Annotated in this window: 17 protein-coding genes; 2 read left to right on the forward strand and 15 right to left on the reverse strand. The window is 67.3% G+C overall.

The window, feature by feature from the left end:
* Positions 1–16: 16 nt before the first annotated feature.
* From uraH to HNH97_RS08450, 15 genes are all read right to left on the reverse strand, one after another.
* A complete protein-coding gene (gene uraH, locus HNH97_RS08380) occupies positions 17–373 on the reverse strand; it encodes a hydroxyisourate hydrolase (RefSeq protein WP_171790577.1) in 357 nt (118 codons plus the stop codon).
* A complete protein-coding gene (uraD, locus tag HNH97_RS08385; RefSeq protein ID WP_171790578.1) occupies positions 370–897 on the reverse strand; it encodes a 2-oxo-4-hydroxy-4-carboxy-5-ureidoimidazoline decarboxylase in 528 nt (175 codons plus the stop codon). The genes uraH and uraD overlap by 4 nt, the downstream gene beginning before the upstream one ends.
* On the reverse strand, positions 894–1,805 hold the full coding sequence (puuE, locus tag HNH97_RS08390; RefSeq protein WP_171790579.1) for an allantoinase PuuE: 912 nt from the start codon (positions 1,803–1,805) through the stop codon (positions 894–896). The genes uraD and puuE overlap by 4 nt, the downstream gene beginning before the upstream one ends.
* Positions 1,806–1,809: 4 nt before the next feature.
* The gene (locus HNH97_RS08395) at positions 1,810–3,039 is read right to left on the reverse strand and encodes a pyridoxal-phosphate-dependent aminotransferase family protein (protein WP_171790580.1); all 1,230 of its coding nucleotides are present in this window, start codon (positions 3,037–3,039) and stop codon (positions 1,810–1,812) included.
* The gene (locus tag HNH97_RS08400; RefSeq protein ID WP_171790581.1) at positions 3,039–4,307 is read right to left on the reverse strand and encodes an allantoate amidohydrolase; all 1,269 of its coding nucleotides are present in this window, start codon (positions 4,305–4,307) and stop codon (positions 3,039–3,041) included. The genes HNH97_RS08395 and HNH97_RS08400 overlap by 1 nt, the downstream gene beginning before the upstream one ends.
* Positions 4,301–5,896 (reverse strand): gamma-glutamyltransferase family protein, encoded by a 1,596-nt coding sequence (locus tag HNH97_RS08405; protein ID WP_171790582.1) that lies wholly within the window; start codon positions 5,894–5,896, stop codon positions 4,301–4,303. Before HNH97_RS08405 ends, HNH97_RS08400 begins: the two co-directional genes overlap by 7 nt.
* Before the next feature lie 6 nt (positions 5,897–5,902).
* Positions 5,903–7,270, reverse strand: a complete 1,368-nt coding sequence (locus HNH97_RS08410; RefSeq protein ID WP_171790583.1) for an AtzE family amidohydrolase — start codon at positions 7,268–7,270, stop codon at positions 5,903–5,905.
* On the reverse strand, positions 7,267–7,497 hold the full coding sequence (locus HNH97_RS08415; RefSeq protein ID WP_407716838.1) for a DUF4089 domain-containing protein: 231 nt from the start codon (positions 7,495–7,497) through the stop codon (positions 7,267–7,269). Before HNH97_RS08415 ends, HNH97_RS08410 begins: the two co-directional genes overlap by 4 nt.
* A gap of 42 nt (positions 7,498–7,539) precedes the next feature.
* Positions 7,540–9,006 (reverse strand): NAD(P)-binding domain-containing protein, encoded by a 1,467-nt coding sequence (locus HNH97_RS08420; RefSeq protein WP_171790584.1) that lies wholly within the window; start codon positions 9,004–9,006, stop codon positions 7,540–7,542.
* Between the two features lie 189 nt (positions 9,007–9,195).
* Complete coding sequence (locus HNH97_RS08425; protein WP_110913694.1) at positions 9,196–10,152, reverse strand: LysR family transcriptional regulator; 957 nt, start codon at positions 10,150–10,152, stop codon at positions 9,196–9,198.
* Entirely contained in the window at positions 10,149–10,346 is a 198-nt protein-coding gene (locus HNH97_RS08430; protein WP_171790585.1) for a hypothetical protein, read from the reverse strand. Before HNH97_RS08430 ends, HNH97_RS08425 begins: the two co-directional genes overlap by 4 nt.
* Positions 10,347–10,391: 45 nt before the next feature.
* The gene (locus HNH97_RS08435) at positions 10,392–11,711 is read right to left on the reverse strand and encodes an amidohydrolase family protein (RefSeq protein WP_244949365.1); all 1,320 of its coding nucleotides are present in this window, start codon (positions 11,709–11,711) and stop codon (positions 10,392–10,394) included.
* Between the two features lie 143 nt (positions 11,712–11,854).
* On the reverse strand, positions 11,855–13,342 hold the full coding sequence (locus HNH97_RS08440; protein WP_110913693.1) for a Ppx/GppA family phosphatase: 1,488 nt from the start codon (positions 13,340–13,342) through the stop codon (positions 11,855–11,857).
* Positions 13,343–13,422: 80 nt separating this feature from the next.
* Positions 13,423–15,561: an RNA degradosome polyphosphate kinase gene (locus tag HNH97_RS08445; RefSeq protein ID WP_227744541.1), complete on the reverse strand. Its 2,139-nt coding sequence runs from the start codon at positions 15,559–15,561 to the stop codon at positions 13,423–13,425.
* A 278-nt stretch (positions 15,562–15,839) separates the two neighbouring features.
* Positions 15,840–16,613 carry a P-loop NTPase family protein gene (locus HNH97_RS08450; RefSeq protein WP_227744539.1) on the reverse strand — a complete coding sequence of 258 codons (774 nt, stop codon included), beginning with the start codon at positions 16,611–16,613 and terminating at the stop codon, positions 15,840–15,842.
* Between the two features lie 173 nt (positions 16,614–16,786).
* Between HNH97_RS08450 and purM the strand changes: the two genes are divergently transcribed.
* Both purM and purN read left to right on the forward strand, forming a co-directional pair.
* The gene (purM, locus tag HNH97_RS08455; RefSeq protein WP_171790586.1) at positions 16,787–17,914 is read left to right on the forward strand and encodes a phosphoribosylformylglycinamidine cyclo-ligase; all 1,128 of its coding nucleotides are present in this window, start codon (positions 16,787–16,789) and stop codon (positions 17,912–17,914) included.
* Between the two features lie 2 nt (positions 17,915–17,916).
* Positions 17,917–18,543, forward strand: coding sequence for a phosphoribosylglycinamide formyltransferase (gene purN / locus HNH97_RS08460; RefSeq protein WP_171790587.1), 627 nt, complete (start codon positions 17,917–17,919; stop codon positions 18,541–18,543).
* The last annotated feature ends 121 nt before the right edge of the window (positions 18,544–18,664 follow it).

The following is an 18,664-nucleotide window of genomic DNA, read 5'->3' on the forward strand; positions in this document are numbered from 1 at the left end:
TTGGGACAAAGGCCAGTCAGCTTCCGCGATAGGTCGAAAACCCGTAGGGCGAAACCAGAAGCGGCACATGGTAATGCCCCCCCTTCTCCCCCGCCGCGCACTGCGCCATGCCGAATGCGATCGGCACGACATCAAGGAACGGCGGGTCCGACAGCGCCACGCCGCGCCCCCGGAAATAGGTCGCGACCCCGAATTCCAGCCGGTAATTCCCGGCTTTCATATCCCCCACCGCCGCCGACAGGTCGGGGCAGCGCCCGTCCGTGTTCGTCACACCGGCAAAGAGGCGCTCATTACCCGACCACAGGGTAATTTCCATTCCCGCTGCCGGCTGCCCCGAAACAAGGTCGAGCACATGGGTCGAAAGGGTGCTCATGGTGCGTCCTCCAGCCGTTTGAGGATATCTGCCTGCCGCAGGGCCGCGATCTTCGCGATTTCATCAAGGGCCGTGGCAATCTCCGTCTCCGGGTCATGCGCCAGCCGCCGCTCCATCTCGCCCAGGATCCGCGCCTTGTCCGACAGGCGGACACAGATGATGAACGGGATGCCGAATTTGGCCGCATAGGCGTCGTTAAGCGTCCGGAACCGGGCGAATTCCTCCGGCGTCAGGCGATCCAGCCCGGCCGAGGCCTGTTCGGTGGCGGACGCATCCGTCAGTGTCGGATCCACCCCGGCCCGCCGCGCAAGTTCGGGATGCGCGCGGATCAGGGCCATCTGCTGCGCATCGGTGGCGCGGCGCATTTCATGCTCCATGACGCGCAGCATGTGCGCTGCGTCATCGAAGGGCCGGTAGTCCAGCGCCTGTTCCGCCACCCATGGGGAATGTTCGAACATCGGGCCGAACAGTTCGATGAAACGTGCCTCGTCCAGCGCATTGGCGCGTGCAATGGCCAATGTCATGCCGGATGCACCGCAAGCCAGTGACGCGCGATGTCCAGCCGGGTCGCAACCCAGACCTGTTCCCTGCTGGCGATGTAGTCAAGGAACCGCGCCACGGCGCGCGCACGCCCCGGACGCCCCGCCACACGGCAATGCAGTCCCACCGACATCATCTTTGGCGCGGCGGCCCCTTCCTCATACAGTTCGTCGAACGTGTCGCGCAGGTAGTTGAAGAACTGCTCCCCTTCGGTAAAGCCGTTCAGGGCGACGAAACGCATGTCATTCACATCGAGCGTATAGGGCACGATCAACTGCGCCCGGCCATTGCTGCGGTCATAGTACGGCAGGTCATCGGCATAGGAATCGGCGTCATAGACAAATCCGCCTTCCTGCGCGACCAGACGCGCGGTATTGGGACTGGTGCGGCCCTGGTACCAGCCCAGCGGGCGCGAACCCGTCACCTGCGTATGCAGGGCGATGCATTCGGCGATATGTGCGCGCTCCACCGCTTCGGGGATGTGCTGGTAATCGATCCAGCGCAACCCGTGGGAGGCGATTTCCCACCCGGCATCCTTCATCGCACGCACCGCGTCGGGATTGCGGGCCATGGCCATCGCGACACCGAACACCGTCACAGGCTGCTTACGCTGCGTGAAAATCCGGTGCAGGCGCCAGAACCCGGCCCGTGCACCATATTCATACAGGCTTTCCATCGCGATCGCGCGCGCACCGGGGATCGACGGCGCGCCGATCATTTCCGACAGGAACGCCTCCGACCCGCGATCGCCATGCAGGATGGAATTTTCGGCGCCCTCTTCATAATTGATGACGAACTGCACCGCGATACGCGCGCCACCGGGCCATTTCGGGTCAGGCGGTGACCCGGCATAGCCGACCAGGTCACGCGGATATCCGTTGGGCTGCTCCATCACATCACTCCCCATATTCCGCAAGGGCCGCATCCACGGCACGGCCGGAGACAAGGCCATGCCCCTCCTGGCGCAGCACCGCCTCCAGCGCGCCAAGCGTAAGCAGCACCCTGTTCTTCGCCGCGTTGTAGCCCATGGCACCAATCCGCCAGATCCGGCCCTGCAGGGGACCAAAGGCGGAACCGATCTCGATCTCGAAATCCTCGCGCATACGCGCGCGCACCTTCTCCCCATCGATACCTTCGGGGATGTACACACCGGTCACGTTGGCCATGCGGTGTGCGTCACTGCCGAACAGGGTCAGTCCCATCGCACGCAGGCCCGCCCCCATCGCGCGGGAGGCTGCGGCATGGCGGGCGAAACGCGCCTCCAGCCCTTCCTCGACCATGATGCGCGCGGCCTCGCGCGCGGCATACAGCATGCTGGTCGCTTCGGTATGGTGGTTCAGGCGCTTTTCGGACCAGTAATCCATGATCATGGACAGGTCGAAATAGTTCGAGGCAATACGCGCGCGCGTCCCGTCCGTGGTATTCGCGCTGCGGATCCCGGCCTCCACATGGCGGCGCGACATGATGTATGCGGCGGCACGATCCGAAATCGTGATGGGCGAGGACCCCGGCGGCCCCCCCATGCATTTCTGCAACCCGCCCGTCACGATATCCACGCCCCACCGGTCGGTTGCAACCGGCATCCCGCCCAGCGTCGCCGTCGCATCGACATAGGACAGGACATCATGCCTGCGGCACAGTTCCCCCACCCCGTCGAGTGGCTGCGCCATAGTGGTCGATGTATCGCCATGGATGCACGCCAGCACGTTGGGGCGGTGCGCGATGATGCCGTCCTCGATCTGTTTCAGGGTCGCGACCTCGCCCCACGGGATGTCGATGGTAAAAATTTCCGCACCGATCCGCTGCGCGATTTCCGACAGCAGCAGCCCGAACCGCCCCGCCCGCACGATCAGCAGCCGAGATCCCGGTTCCAGCAGCGAGACCAGCGCCGCCTCGATCCCCGCGCGGGCCGTGCCATCGACCAGGAACGTCCAGCGGTTTTCGGTCATGAAGACCGTACGGTACAGCGCCATCGTCTGGTTCATGTAGTCCGTCATTTCCGGGTCGAACTGCCCCAGCATGTCGGCGGCCATGGCGCGCAGCACGCGCGGATGAACGTTGACCGGCCCCGGTCCCATCAACATGCGTGCGGGAGGGTCGATCTGGCCAAAAATGTTCTGTGTCATCAGGAACGTCTTTCAAAAAGGCACACGAAATCCGTCAGCGCGCGCAGGGCGACCTCCACATCCGCCGCCGTCACGGCTTCGGCGGGGTTGTGGCTGATGCCCTTTTCACAACGGATGAACAGCATGGAGACGGGGACACGGTGCGCCATGACCATCGCATCATGGCCCGCGCCACTGACCAGCACGCGCGCGGGCACCCCGGTCACGTCCGCCACCGCCTGTTCCATCAGGACGGTCAGGCGCGGATCGCACGGGGTGGCGTCAAGATCCTGCTGCAACGTGACATCAAGGGTGATGTCACGCCGGGCGGCAATCTGGCGGATGTCGTCGATGATGGCACGCGCCGCCGCGTCACGCACCGCATTGGTGCCCGCACGGACGTCGATGGTGAACATCACGTCGCCGGGCACGACATTGGCCGCGCCGGGCTGTACCTCAAGCCGTCCCACCGTCGCGACAAGGTCGGCGGGGCCTGCATTGCCAACCCGTTCCACCGTGCCGATCGCCTCCGCCGCCGCCGCCAGCGCATCGCGGCGCAGGTGCATGGCGATCGTGCCCGCATGGCCCGCCATGCCCTGCATCGTCACACGGTAACGGTGCTGTGCCGCGATCGCGCTGACCACGCCCACGGCGCGGCCTTCGGCCTCCAGCACCGGCCCCTGCTCGATATGCGCCTCGACATAGGCCAGCACGCGATCGGGGGCGATCCGGGCTTCGTCGATCGTGGCAAGGTCGAGGCCGAATTCCGCCAGTGCCTCGGCCAGCGTGATCCCGTCACGATCGGCCATCGACAGGTCGAACCCGTCACGCACCCCCGCCACCGTGCGCGAGGTCAGCATGGCGGCGGGAAAGCGCGACCCTTCCTCATCCCCGAACCCGATCACTTCGATCGCGAAGGGAAAGCGCCGTCCGGCCCGCGCGAAACCGGCCACCACCTCAACCCCGAGGATGACGCCCAGCATCCCGTCATACCGGCCACCATTGCGCACGCTGTCCACGTGCGAACCGATCAGCAGCGACGGTGCATCGGGCACAGTGCCTTCGTAACGTCCCACCACATTGCCCACGGCATCGACGCGCACGGACATGCCGGCCTCATCCATCCATCCCGCGATGCGGTCCAGCGTCGCGCGATACCCCGCCCCGAGGTAGGGACGGAACAGGCCATCCGTGTCATCGGAATAGGGCGCGCGTCCCAGCAGGTCACACCGCGCCACGGCGCGCTGGCCCGAGGGAGGAAGCGCGGAAATCGGCGACAATCCTACCATGCTGCCACGCCTCCGTCGCTGCGCGGGTCGGTGGCCCCTTCGATCAGGCCGGTCCTGTCATGCCGCACCAGTGCGCCCGCATGCCCCATGGTGGAGGTGAACGGTCCCATCCGCTCCATCTGGTGACCTGCGGCCTGCATGCGCGCAATCAGTTCGGGGTCAAAGCGGTCCTCGTATTTCAGGCTGACGCTTTCCTCCCCCCATGTCCGGCCCAGCAGCCAGCGCGGCGCGGTGACCGCACGCTGCAGCGGTACGCCATAGCAGGCATAGCGGGTGAAGACGGCCGCCTGCGTCTGTGGCTGCCCCTCGCCCCCCATGGTGCCATAGACCATGGTCCGCCCGTCATCGAGGCGCGCGCCTGCCGGATTGAGGGTATGGAACGGCTTGCGCCCCGGACGCAGACCGTTCCACCCGTCGGGATCCATGCCGAAACTGGTACCCCGGTTCTGCCACACCACGCCGGTGCGCGGCAGGACGACGCCCGATCCATATTCGAAATACAGGCTCTGGATCATGCTGACGGCAAGCCCGTCGGAATCGATCACGCCCAGCCACACCGTATCGCCCGCCTGCGACGGGTGGGGCCACGGGGCCGCGCGCTGCGGGTCGATGGAGGCCGCCATCCGGTCCAGCGCGCCCGCATCATCAAGGATATCCTGCGCCTGCACCGTCATCAGCGCCGGGTCGCCCACATGCGTGTCGCGATAACGGAAGGCAAGCTTCGTCGCCTCCACCAGCGTATGCATGTAGTCGTAGCTGTCCACCTTCGCCGCGCGCAGGCGGTCGAACAGCGACAGGATCAGCAGGGAGGCCACGCCCTGCGTCGGCGGCGCCACGTTATAGAGGTCCGCCCCACGGATGCGTGCATGCAGCGCAGGCTGGTGCACGGCACGATGAGATTGCAGGTCCGACAGCGCAAGCGGACTGCCCAGCGCCGAAAGGTCGGCAGCAAGGTCGGCGGCGATACGCCCGCGATAGAAACTGTCCAGCCCCTCGTCCGCCAGCGCGCGCAGCGTGCGGGCAAGGCGCGGGTTGTGCAGGATGTCGCCCGCCTGCGGCAGGCGGCCTGCTGGCATGAACTGATCGGCGAAACCGGGGACGGCGCGCAGTTCATCGACCTTGGCGCGCGTGATGTCCGCCATCCCCGCCGTGACCGGAACACCCTGTTCGGCGTAATAGATCGCATCGCGCAGCACCCGGCCAAGCGGCAGCCCGGGCTGTAGCGCATGGCTCCATGACAGGGCCATGTCCCACCCGGACACCGTGCCCGCGACCGTGTTCGCCGCCAGCGGCCCACGCCACGGGATACGGTCCATCCCGGCATTGCGGTAGAACGCAACGTCGGCCTTCATGGCCGCCGCCCCGCTGGCGTCGATGCTTTCCGCACGCCCGTCCGGCCACAGCGTCAGCCAGAACGCATCGCCGCCAATGCCGGTCATGTGCGGATAGACCACCGCCAGCGCCGCCGCCGTGGCAACGGCGGCCTCGATCGCCGTGCCCCCGGCCTTGAGGATATCCAGCCCTGCCTGGCTGGCGAGGTGATGGGGCGATGTCACCATCCCCCGGCACGAACGCGGCGTGTTGAGCATGGTCGGTCAGCCCCCCGTGGTCAGCGGTGTGCAGCGGGCAAGTCCCGCGCGTTGCAGTTCCCCGGCCACGGCGAACAGGGCGGCCTCCGCCCCCGGCGCACCGATCAGTTGCAGCCCCAGCGGCAGGCCCGACGGATGCGCCAGCGGCGCGGACAGCACCGGCACCCCCGCAAGGCTGATGGGCTGGGTGAACAGGCCAAGGTTGGCGCGGGCCGGAACCTCCCGCCCCTCGACCATGATGGTCGGCTGGTCGATGCGCGGCGCGGGGCCCACAGTCGCGGGTGCCACCAGAACGTCATGCTGGCTGAACAGTTCATGGATGCGCGCACGAAACCAGCGACGGAAGCGCTGCGCCTGCACCAGGGTGGCCGACGGCAGCATCGCACCCGCCATCAGGCGGCTGCGCGTGGCGGGGTCGTACTGCATCGCGCGCTGGCGCAGGCGCGCCAGATGCAGGCTGCCGCCCTCGGCCGCGGTAATCAGGAAGGATGCGGCGCGCGCACGCGCGGCCTCGGGCAGTTCGACGACCGTCGTGCTGCCCAGGTGGCGCATCACTTCGTCAATGGCGGCAACGAAACCGGCATCGATATTGCGCGCGAACCATCCGCCAAGCCGCGCGATCCGCAGCGACGCGACATCGGGCAGCGCATCGGGCGCGCGGCCGTCCATGACCGCGAACACGGCGCGCAGGTCCTCCACCGTGTCCGCCATCGGTCCCACGACATCAAGGCTGGCGGCAAAGGGATAGGCGCCTTCACGCGGAATGCGGCCGAATGTCGGCTTCAGCCCCCATACACCGCACAGCGCGGCCGGCAGGCGGATGGAGCCATTGGTGTCCGACCCCAGCGTGAACGGCATCAGTCCCGCCGCCACCGCCGCCGCCGAACCACCCGACGACCCACCGGCAAGGCAGGCGGTGTCATGCGGGTTGCGCGTCGTGCCGGTATGCGCGTTCTCCGTGGAGAAGCCATAGGCGAACTCGTCCATGTTCAGGCTGGCCACCGCGATCGCGCCCTGCGCCTGAAGGCGCGCGACGACCGTTGCATCGTGCGTCGCGGGCGGGTTGCCACGCAGGACGATGGAGCCTGCCGTCGTCACCTCGCCCCGGATGTCGAACAGGTCCTTGACCCCGAACGGCACGCCCGCCAGCACGCCGGGGTCCTCGCCCCGGGCGATGCGCTGGTCGATCTGTTCGGCGCGCGCCACGGCGGCGGGGCCGAAGATGCGCGTCACGCTGTTGAAACGGGTGTCGCGTGCCTCGATATCGGCGATGACGCCGGTAATGACGGAAACGGCGCTGCGCCGTCCCGCGCGGACGTCACTTGCGATCTGCAACGCCCCGGTGGGGTGGCGCGTGTCGTGTGCCTGCGTCACGGGGTGTACTCCCCTGCCGGTTCGCACGTATCGGGCAGGACAAACCCGTTCAGCAGGTCGGCATATCCCTGCAGCAGCGCGGCATTCGCGGCCACGTCGTTCATGCAGGCCGGCGGGACGGCAAGCCCGATGCAGCGCGCGGCCTGCACCACTGGAAAGATGTCATCGCCGCCCTGCGCCACCGGCATCGGTGGTGGCACCGCATCGTCATTCATGGGGCTGCTCATGCGCTTCGTCTCCCGGAGATCTGTGTCGTTTACCGGTTTCTTTTAGACGGGATCACATGCGGGGGGGTCAAGGCTGATCAGTTCGGGCGTGTCATAGGACAGCAGGCTGTCGAGGTGGGCCTGACCGTCCGCGACATACAGGTCGCGCCCGATGCCCTGCGCCAGACGCTCGACGCCGAAGCGCATGCCGCTGATGGAAGCACCCGACAGCCCCATGCTCGGCGTGGCGGAGAAGGTGAAGTTGTGGATGTTCGCCAGCATCGGCGCCAGCGGGTCGGCCGGGTCGCGCGCGACGAACTGGTACCGCTCCCCAAGGTAGGGATAGGCGCCCAGAACCTCGCTTTCCTCGCCCGCGGGCGGGGTATAGCGCTCCCCCCACAATGCCACGGCATGCGCGAACGAACGGGTTTCGGGACGGCGCGACAGGTCCACGGCGAAACCGGTGCCGATGATGACGAAATCGAACGTCATCTCCCCCTTCGGGGTCTGCACCACGATCTCGTCCCCGCGCATGGACACGCCCTGCCACGGGCATCCGGTGTGATAGGCGAAATTCGCATGCCTGCGGCAACGCCAGAACGTGTCCTGCGGCGGTGGCTGGTTCAGTTCGAAGATGCGCCGCATGAAGCCCCAGCGAAGCCGGTCCTCCAGCGCGCAGAAATAGGCGAGGAAGCCCGTATTCTCCATCCAGCGGTACGGGTTGATCGAAGGGATTTCCCGGCGGCGCAGGCATAGCGTGACCGACCCGGCCCCGGCCTCGAGCGCGGTGGCGGCATTGTCGAAGGCCGAAGCCCCCGCACCCAGCACGCCCACGCGCCTGCCCTTCAGGGCGGCGAAATCAATGGATTCGGACGTATGGGCAAAGCGTTCGCGCGGCAGGCTGTCGCGGATGAAGGCGGGCACATGCCATTCGCCACATCCCTCGATCCCGGTCGCGAGCACCAGCTTGCGCGCGTAATGGACCTGCCGTTCCCCCGACGCGGTGCGAAACGACAGGCGCAGCAGGCCGTCTTCCCACGTTACCCCTTCGAACGCATGGTCATTGGCGACCGGCAGGTCGAGGATGTCGCGATACCAGTCCAGATAGGCCTGCCAGTCCTGACGCGGGATCTTGTCGAGCTTTTCCCACGCCTGCACGCCATAACGCGCCTCGAACCATGCACGCGGCGTCAGGCTGGGCACGCCAAGGTCGGGGCCGGTGACATATTTGGGCGTGCGCAGGGTAATCATGCGCGCGAACGTGACCCATGGCCCCTCCCCCCCGCGCGGGGCACGGTCGAACACCTGCACGTTGTCGATGCTGCCGCGCTTGAGCGCAAAGGCCGTGGCAAGGCCGCCCTGTCCCGCGCCGATGATCGCGACATCCAGCACGCGCCGCCCGTCATGATAGCGCGGCGGCACCCATTCGCGCCGGGGATAGCCAATGACCCCGAGGTCACGGCGCACGGCCCTGCCGAGCGCGTCAAGACCATCGCGTGCGTCCGTGCCGTCATGTCCGTGCATCGTCATCTGCCTGTCCCACCGTCATTCGCGTCGTTACCGATGCAGCGGCCATGGCGTCCCCCGACGCCATGCCAGGCTGTCCCCCCAACCGCACCGTTGATGGAACCAGTGTAATCAGGCAGGCGTCTGTTTCGTCCAGTAGAATGATTTGACCATTCTGTTTCCGAAAACAGAACAGCAGGCCCGGACAGGTGCTTACAGGACCTGTTCGTCCCCCACGCCCTGAATGCGGCGCAGTTCCTGGCGCAGTTCCTCGATCACCGTTTCCAGCAATGGCGGCAGCCAGCGCGATTCCCGCACATAAACCCCAAGGTCCGTCACCGCGCGCGTATCGCGCAGCGGCACATGGCACAGGCGTTCATGCCCGGCCTGCATCTCCACCGCCAGGGGCGACTGGAACGCAAGGCCGCTGCCGGCGGCGACCATGCGATTGGTCAGTTCGATGGAACCTGTATGCAGCACGACATGCAGGTGTTCGTGCCACGGGCGCAGCATCGGTTCCATGACACGGTACAGCGACAGGGTGCGCGTCGGCAGGATCAGGCGATGGCGGACACATTCCTCGATCGTGACGGTGCGCAGGTGCGCGACGGGATGGTCGGGCCGCACCACCGCGCCGACCGGGAAATGCGCCACCGCGACACGGCGCAAATCGGGATACAGCGCCAGTGAAAACGCGATGCCAAGGTCCACGCTGCCATCCTGCAGGGCGGAGACGATGTTCTTGGGCGAGCCGATTTCCACATTCAGGTCCACGGCCGGATACATCCGCGTGATCCGTTCAAGCAGCGGCGGCAGGAGCTGCCCGGTCACGCCCTCCACCGCCATGATCCGCAACCTCCCGTCCTGACGGCCGGACAGGGCGTTGATCTGCTCCTCCGTGCGGGCGGCGTCCTGCATGACGGTCACGATATGCCGCGCCATGATGCGCCCCACCTCCGTCAGGACCATGCCTTCGGGCAGGCGGTCGAACAGCGGCGCGCCGACCTCCGCCTCCATCTGCGCAAGCTGCCGGGTCAGGGCGGAGGGCGTGACGTTCAGGCGGCGCGCGGCCTCGCGGATGGAGCGGCATTCGCGCACGGCGTTGAAATAGGAAATCCCCCGCGCGTGCAGGCGCATCATGCGTGGGGTGCGCAGGACGGGTTCACTCATGATGCCACCCCTGCGGCGCGACGGGCGGCCTCACCATGCCCGCAACCACCATGGCGGCGTGACGCCATCGTTCCACCATCGCGCATCGCACGCCATCTCCCATCAAGGTCCACCCCAGCATCCATCGCATCCGGCACCGCCGCGCCCCCATGGGGACAAGGCGGTACGGAACATGCCCCGCGATGATACTTCATTCCCGCGACACCGCCAGAGAGTGCACCGGCAAAAGACGATCCGTGCTATCCCCCCTGCATCGCAAGGTGCGCCCTGCGCCGGATGCGCGCGGCAAGGTCCCGCCCGAAACAGGGCCGGTCAACATGCTGCCCCCCACCCGCCACGCATGGATGTGTCACGGACCACGCCACGGCACCGCCACGTACCACATGCCGGACCGCGCCGGACACGGTGGGCGCGCCCGGGCACGGGGACAGCGCCCGCGCCGGTGCCTGCGGATCCCATAGCAGGAGGTCGGCATCCGCCCCCACCATGATCGCGCCCTTGCGGGGATGGATGTTGAATGCGCGCGCCGCATTGGCCGACGTGACGGCCACGAATTCCTCCGCCGACAGGCGACCGGCACACACCCCATGATGCCACAACAGCCCCATGCGCCCCGCAAGGTCGGGCATGGCGTCCGTCCCATCCCCACCCGCGCCGCTGGCACTCATGCCCAGCACACCCGCCGCCAGCGCGCCCCACAATGGCGCATGCTGCGCACCATCGCGCAGCGGCGGCAGGCCGTCATCGCAGGGCAATGTGTCCAGATCGTCCCCCTCCAGCACGAGATGCCGGGGCAGGACCTCCGCACTGACGCGCTGCCCGCGCAGGCGCGCGGCGGCGATGGCGTCCACCGCGCCGCGCGTGGAGACCGGCCCGACATGGACCGGCGCACCCAGCACACCCGCCATCATGATGGCACGCGCAATGCCGCTTCCCTCGATCGGGGGGGCACAGGACAGGGCCTGCGCCTCCGCCCCCTCGATCCCGGCGCGGTGCAGGCCCGCGCGCAGGTAGGCCGTGACCTGCCCCCCATGGCCGTCGAACGCACATAACGCGCCCAGTTCCAGCGCATGGTCGATCACGCCCATGACCTGCGTATCGTCCATCGCCCCACCGCAGGACAGGCGAAAGGAGTTCACGCCGCACGCCTGCGTCACCTCCGCCATGCCCCGCGCGACATCCGTATCCCAATGCCCGATCATCATATGGGCGGACACATCGACCCCAGCCCCGCGCGCGGCCTGCCGCCAGTCCCGCCATGCCGCCCGCAGGCCCTGCCCGCGTGGCGCGGCGACGCAGTCGATCACGGTGGTCGTTCCCGCCGCCAGCAATGCCGGTCCCACACTGGCCATGCGATGTGCATCCGCGCCGATGCGGGTATGCGGGTCCACCCCGCCAGGCATCACCAGCAGGCCGCCCGCATCCAGCACGTCACAGCCGGCCGGGATGTCCAGCGACGGGCCAATGGCGGCGATTTCGCCATCATCGCCACACAGGACGTCGATCCTGAACGAAGCCTCCGCCGTGACCACCGTCCCGCCACGCACCAGCAGCATCATACCCCCGCCATGGATAAGTGATTGATAAACGAATAAAAGTTTCCGGGTGCCGGTTTTTTTCAAAAAGGCGGCGTCCTTCGAAGCTTTTTGAAAAAAGCTTCACCAAAAACTTTTTAATGTTTGCCTCCGGTGTGGTCCCGGAGTCAGGCGCATTCCTCGATCCCGGTGGCGACCGACAGGCTGCTGCCCAGCCGATCCAGCCTGCGCCGCACGCTTTCGCCCTGTATCACGGCCCGCCCCGACGCAAAGCGCAGGACCAGCCTGTCCCCATCGAACACAAGTTCCGTCCCGCGCAGCAGCGCATCGGTCCCGCCACTGACGCTGTAGGCCAGGCGCAATGCCTGCCCCAGCACCAGTGCGCGTGCGAACTGCGTCTCGTCCAGCAGCAGGCGCGACGGTTCAAGGCACGACGTCGCCATGTCCACGCCGTAACGCACCGCCAGCGTCAGGGCGAGGAAGGCGCGCGCCTCGTGCGAAAATCCCACCCCCTGCATGCGCAGGATCCGCAGGTAGGTCTGCTCCGCCCGGTATTCGGGATGGTCATACGACCCGACATCCGACATCCAGCACGCGGCATGGCGCAGGCGACGGGCCACATCCCCCTCCCCGGGGAAAAGCGGCGCGGTCCATGTCGCAAGGCGCAGCGGCAGCGTCATGCTGCGGCCCAGGCGGCCACACATCTCCCGCGCCACGGCCTCCTGCGGGTCCATGTCGGCCACGGCGGCCGCGACCTTGCGCATGTACCATCCCTCCCGCAGGCCATCGACGCAGAAGACCAGGCGCGCAGGCTGCACCCGGCGGATCAGGCGACGCAGCACGGTGGCGGCAAAGGGCGCATCCTCCAGCCGCTTGCGCGGCACCCCCGGCAGGCGTTCAAGCGTCCGGCGCGACGAACCGATGATCCAGTCCGCCATCTCCCGCGCGGCTTCCGCGCCAAGTTCGTAAAGATGGACGATATTGAGCGGATAGGACGTACGCGCGATCTGCAGGCGCGCCAGCGCGCGGAACCCGCCGCCCACCAGATACAGCGACCGTCCCCGCACATCATCCAGCCATCCGATCTGCGACAGGTCGGTGTCCACGACCTGTCGCGCCTGCGCAAGGTCCCCCTGCGCGCGGTCATTGAGGCGGATGACCCCGAGCGGCAGCGTGCAGGCATTGAGTTTCTGCCCCCCCACCAGCCGGATCAGTTCCAGCGAACCGCCACCGATATCGGCCACAAGCCCGTCGGCATCGGGAATCCCGCACAGCACGCCGGTGGCGGAATAATCGGCCTCCTGCTCCCCCGACAGGATGTGGATCGGCACGCCGGGCAGGCGTGCGCGCAGGCCGGCCACGAATTCCGGCCCGTTGGTGGCATCACGCACCGCCGCCGTGGCCAGCACCTCGAACGGGCTTGCATCCATGCCGCGCGCGATCGCGTTGAAACGGGCCATGACCTCCATGGCCATCGGCACCGCCTCTTCATTCAGGCGGCCCGTCGCGTTGAGGCCACGGCCAAGGCGCAGCACCACCTTTTCGTTGAAGATCGGCACCGGGTTGCGCGAAATCCCGTCAAACACCACCAGGCGCACGGAATTGGAACCCAGGTCGATGACGGCGGAACGGTCCTGCCCCGATGCGCCGCTCATGCCCGGGGTCCGGCCATGGTGGCGGGGGCCGGTGCGTCAGGGATGTCTTTCATGCCGGCCATGACGCTGCTGTCCTTGGTTTAATCCTCAATACTCTGCTCCGTGTGCCACGGCTGTGATGCGCTGACGCGGATACCGCCATCACCGGGGGCACGTCCACCACCCGAGGGATGTTCCATGAAATATTCGTGGGCCGAAAATGGCGCACGTCCCGGCTCCAGCCGTCTCCATACGCCATTTCGCTGCAATATCCATGACTGGAGGTTGTCCTTCAGGTCCGCCATCATGATCTGGTTCAGCACACGGTCATGTACCGCCGGGTCGCGCATGGGCACCATGCTTTCCACCCGCCAGTCCATATTGCGCACCATCCAGTCGGCCGAGGAGATGTAGAGTTTCGCCTTGCGCGACGGCAGGCGATGCCCGTTGCCAAAGGCATAGATGCGCGCATGTTCGAGGAAGCGGCCCACGATCGACTTCACCCGGATGTTTTCCGAAAGGCCCGGCACACCCGGACGCAGGCAGCAGATGCCGCGCACCACCGCCATGATATGCACCCCCGCGCATGACGCGGCATAAAGCCGGTCGATCAGCCCCGGATCGACAAGGGAGTTCATCTTGAGCCAGATGCGCCCCGGCCGCCCGGCCTTCACATGCTCGATTTCCGCATCGATCAGTTCATTGAGGGTGGAGCGGATGGTCACGGGGGAAAAGGCGATCGCCTCCATCCGCGCGGGCATGGCATAGCCGGTCATGTAATTGAACAGCCGCGCCGAGTCGCGCACCAGTTCCGGGTCGCAGGTGAAGAACGACAGGTCGGTATAGATGCGCGCCGTGATCGGGTGGTAATTGCCGGTCCCGAAATGCGCGTAGGAGCGCAGCGTCCCGCCCTCGCGCCGGACGACGAGGCTGAGCTTCGCATGGGTCTTGAGGTCGGAGAAGCCGAACACGACCTGCACGCCCGCCGCCTCCAGCGCGCGGGCAAGGCGGATGTTCGCCTCCTCGTCGAAACGCGCGCGCAGTTCGACCATCGCGGTGACGGACTTGCCCGCCTCCGCCGCCTCGATCAGGGCCTTGACGATCGGGCTGTCGCGCGACGTGCGGTACAGCGTCTGCTTGATCGCCACCACCGCCGGGTCCAGCGCCGCCTGCCGCAGGAACTGCACCACCACGTCGAAACTCTCGAACGGGTGGTGCACGATCATGTCGCGCGCGCGGATCGCGGCAAAGCAGTCGCCCCCGCAATCAATGATCCGTTCGGGGAAACGCGGCGTATAGGGCGGGAACAGGAGGTCGGGCCGGTCATCGACGATCATCTGCTTGAGATCGACGACACCGATCAGCCCCGACTGCACCAGCACCTCGTCCGGGGGGGCATCAAGGGACGCCGCCATCGACCGGGCAAGGTCCTCGGGCATGCGCGCCTCGATATCGAGGTGGATGACCACACCGCGACGCCGGCGTTTCAGCGCGCTTTCATACGAACGGACCAGGTCCTCGGCCTCGTCCTCGAACTCCACGTCGGTGTCGCGCACGACGCGCATGACGCCCCATTCGCCCGCGACAAGGCCGGGGAACAGGCGGCCGATGCACATCACGATCAGGCGTTCGAGCAGGATGAAGCGCGTCTGTCCCGGCGGCGACAGGGAATCGGGCATGCGGATGAAGCGTTCGATGCGCGAGGGCAGCAGGATCAGCGCCTCCATCACGAACTGCCCGGTGCGCGCGTTCATCAGGCGCAGCGCCTGCGCGATTCCCATGTTGGGAATGAACGGCAGCGGATGGGCCGGGTCGATCGCAAGCGGCGTCAGCACGGGGAAGACACGCTCCATGAAGCAGGTGTCGAGCCATTCGCGCTCCGCCGTGTCCAGTTGCTCCTCGTCACACAGCACGATGCCCGCGCCGGAGAGTTCATGCAGCAGGTCGCGCCAGATGCGCTGCTGCTCATGCAGGAGGCGGGCGGTACGCTCGCGCACCGCGACAAGTTGCTGCGCCGGGGTCAGGCCATCGGGCGACGGCGCGATCAGCCCCTCGCGCACCTGTCCGACAAGGCCCGCGACACGCACGGAGTAGAATTCGTCAAGGTTGCTGGCGCTGATGGACAGGAACCGCACCCGTTCCAGCAGCGGGTTGCGCGGGTTGTCCGCCTCGTCCACCACGCGCTGGTTGAAGTCCAGCCATGACAGTTCACGGTTGATGAAGCGTTCGGGCGAATTCATGCCGGGGCATGGCGCTTCCGCAACCTGCTCATGCACCACCAGCGCCTGCGAGGGCGGCTCCTTGCGCGTGCGGGCGCGCGGGGCCCGGCGCACGGGACGGCGCGGCGCGTCTTTGCCATCCCCGGCCGCCGGGGTGGTGGAGGCTGACTTGCGCGGAGGTCTGGACAAGGAACTCGATCTCCCGATTGGGGGCCTGCGTGCGGGGGACGGGCATGGCCGGAAGGACAGGTCCACCCACACTAGGCCAGCAGCCCGAACCTTGACCAGAGGGCGCGCGCCTATTCCGCCCCGTCCACCATGATGGCGTCGGCATCCGGGTCGCTGTCCATCCCCATGTCCGCCATGGCCGGGTCATGCGCCAGCAGGTCGCCCAGTTCCGCGATCGCCATCGCGCGCGTTACCGCCCGCCCGGTGGCAAGGGCCACATGGTCCAGCCGCCGCGCCACCTCCAGCATGGTTGCGGCCGTGCGCGGCAGGCGCGGCAGCAGCCAGTCCACGACGGCGGGGGCCACGACGATCTGGCGTTCGGCCAGCAGGCGCAGCAGCACGATACGCAGCAGCATGTCCTCGGGCTGTCGCACCTCCACCGCCATGGTCGCGCGCAGCCTGCTGCCAAGGTCGGGCAATGTGACGGGCCAGTGCGCGGGCGGTCGGCGGCCACTCAGGGCAAGGGCCATGCCATGTTCGCGCGCGCCATTGAGCAGGTGCAGCACCGCGCGTTCATCCCCGCAGCGTTCGGCATCGTCCACCGCGATGGCCACGATGCCCGACCCGCGTCCCGCGCCAAAGATGCGCGCGACATCCGCGCGCGTCAGGTCCGGCCCCGACAGCAGCACGGCATCATGCTCGGCGGCCCATATTTCCAGCAGGTGCGTCTTGCCACATCCGCGCGCGCCCCACAGGGCAAGCCGCCGGTCGGGCCATGCCGTGCGGCCAAGAAGCCATGCGCGCGCGACCGCGTTGGACGGCGCGGCCACGAAATCCGCGCGCGTGAAGCGTGGCATGTGCGCAAAGGGCAACACAAGCTGCCCGATCGTGTCGCGGATCGGCATTTTCTCCGTTTTCAGCCCCGTGCACCCAACCACCGCTTGGAGCGCGGCCCCGGCTTGACGTAAAGAAGCGCGAAGACCGTATTGACCCCAATGCTGTCGCATCCATCGCGTCCTCCATAGCCTGCGTGCGGGAGTCCGGGGAAGCGATAGTTTGACGATGAAGGCCCTTGCGCATGACCTCCGCCGCTTCCACCCCCTCCACCCCCCTGTCCACCGACGCCACGGACGCGACCGCGGGCGCAACCTATCGCGACGCGGGCGTGGACATCGCCGCGGGCGACGCGCTGGTGGAGGTGATCAAGCCCGCAGCGCGCGCAACCGACCGTCCCGGCACGATGGGGGGACTTGGCGGCTTTGGCGCCCTGTTCGACCTGAAGGCGGCAGGCTTCACCGACCCGGTGCTGGTGTCGTGCACCGATGGCGTGGGCACGAAGCTGATGATCGCGATCGAAAGCGGCCTGCATGAAACGGTGGGCATCGACCTTGTGGCGATGTGCGTGAACGACCTTGTGGTACAGGGGGCGACGCCGCTCTTCTTCCTTGATTATTTCGCAACGGGCCACCTGTCGGTGGACGACGCGGCCAAGGTCGTGCGCGGGATCGCCGCTGGCTGCTCCGGTTCCGGCTGTGCCCTCGTGGGGGGGGAGACGGCGGAAATGCCGGGCATGTATGCCGCGGGCCATTATGACCTTGCCGGGTTCTCGGTCGGGGCGGCCGAACGCACCGCCCTGCTGCCGCGCGACATCCGCCCCGGCGACACGCTGATCGGCCTGCCGTCGGCGGGCGTGCATTCCAACGGCTTCTCGCTGGTGCGCGCCATCGTCAAGCGCTCCGGCCTGGCATGGGACGCGCCGTGCCCCTTCGCCGGGGGGCAGACGCTGGCGCAGGCGCTGATGACCCCGACGAAGCTGTATGTCCATCAGATGCTGAACCTGCATCATGCGGGCCTGCTGCAGGCGGCGGCGCACATCACCGGCGGCGGCCTGCCGGGCAACCTGCCGCGCGTCCTGCCGCGTGGCATGCGCGCCGTGATCGACGCCGCATGGCCCGTCCCGCCCGTGTTCAACTGGCTGGCGAAGACCGGGCAGGTCACGACGGAGGAAATGCTGCGCGTCTTCAACTGTGGCCTTGGCATGGTGCTGGTCACCCGTGACCCCGAAACCGTGATGAAGCGCCTGCACGATGCCGGTGAAGCCGCCCATGTCATCGGCCGGATCGAGGCCGCCGGCAGCGCCGACGCGCCGGCGTCGCTGGAGATGAAGGTGTCGCCCGATTTCGGCGTGGCGGGTACGGGCGCCTGAGGATGACGGCCACGACGAAACGCCCGATCGGTATCCTCATCAGCGGGCGCGGCAGCAACATGGGCGCGCTGATCGCGGCGTGCGCGGCACCGGATTATCCCGCGCGCATCGCCATCGTCATCAGCAACAACCCCGACGCACCGGGGCTGGAGACCGCGCGGGCGGCGGGACTTGCGACGAAGGCGATCGACCATCGCACCTTCGGCCGCGACCGCGCGGCGCATGAACGCGTGATCGACGCCACCCTGCGCGATGCGGGGGTGGAGGTCGTCTGCCTTGCCGGATACATGCGCCTGCTGACGCCGTTCCTGACGCAGGCATGGGCGGGGCGGATGCTCAATATCCATCCCAGCCTGCTGCCTTCCTTCCCGGGCCTGCACACGCATGAACGCGCGTTGCAGGCCGGGGTGCGGCTGCATGGATGCACCGTGCATCTGGTCACGGAGGTGATGGACGAAGGCCCGATCATCGGGCAGGCGGCGGTGCCGGTCCTGCATGGTGACACGCCCGACAGCCTCGCCGCGCGTATCCTGACGCAGGAGCACCTGCTGTATCCGGCGGCGCTGCGCCGGGTGCTGATGCCTGACACACGGCCCGAAGCCACAGCGGACGCGCTGTTGTGTGTCTGAAACAATCTGTTGATAACAAATAAAAGTTTTCGGGCGCCGCCTTTTCCCAAAAAGGCGACGTCTTTCGAAGCTTTTTGGAAAAAGCTTCACCAAAAACTTTTGATACTTTCTCTCCCGCGCA

Source organism: Gluconacetobacter entanii (genome assembly GCF_013155425.1).
Taxonomy (GTDB): domain Bacteria; phylum Pseudomonadota; class Alphaproteobacteria; order Acetobacterales; family Acetobacteraceae; genus Novacetimonas; species Novacetimonas entanii.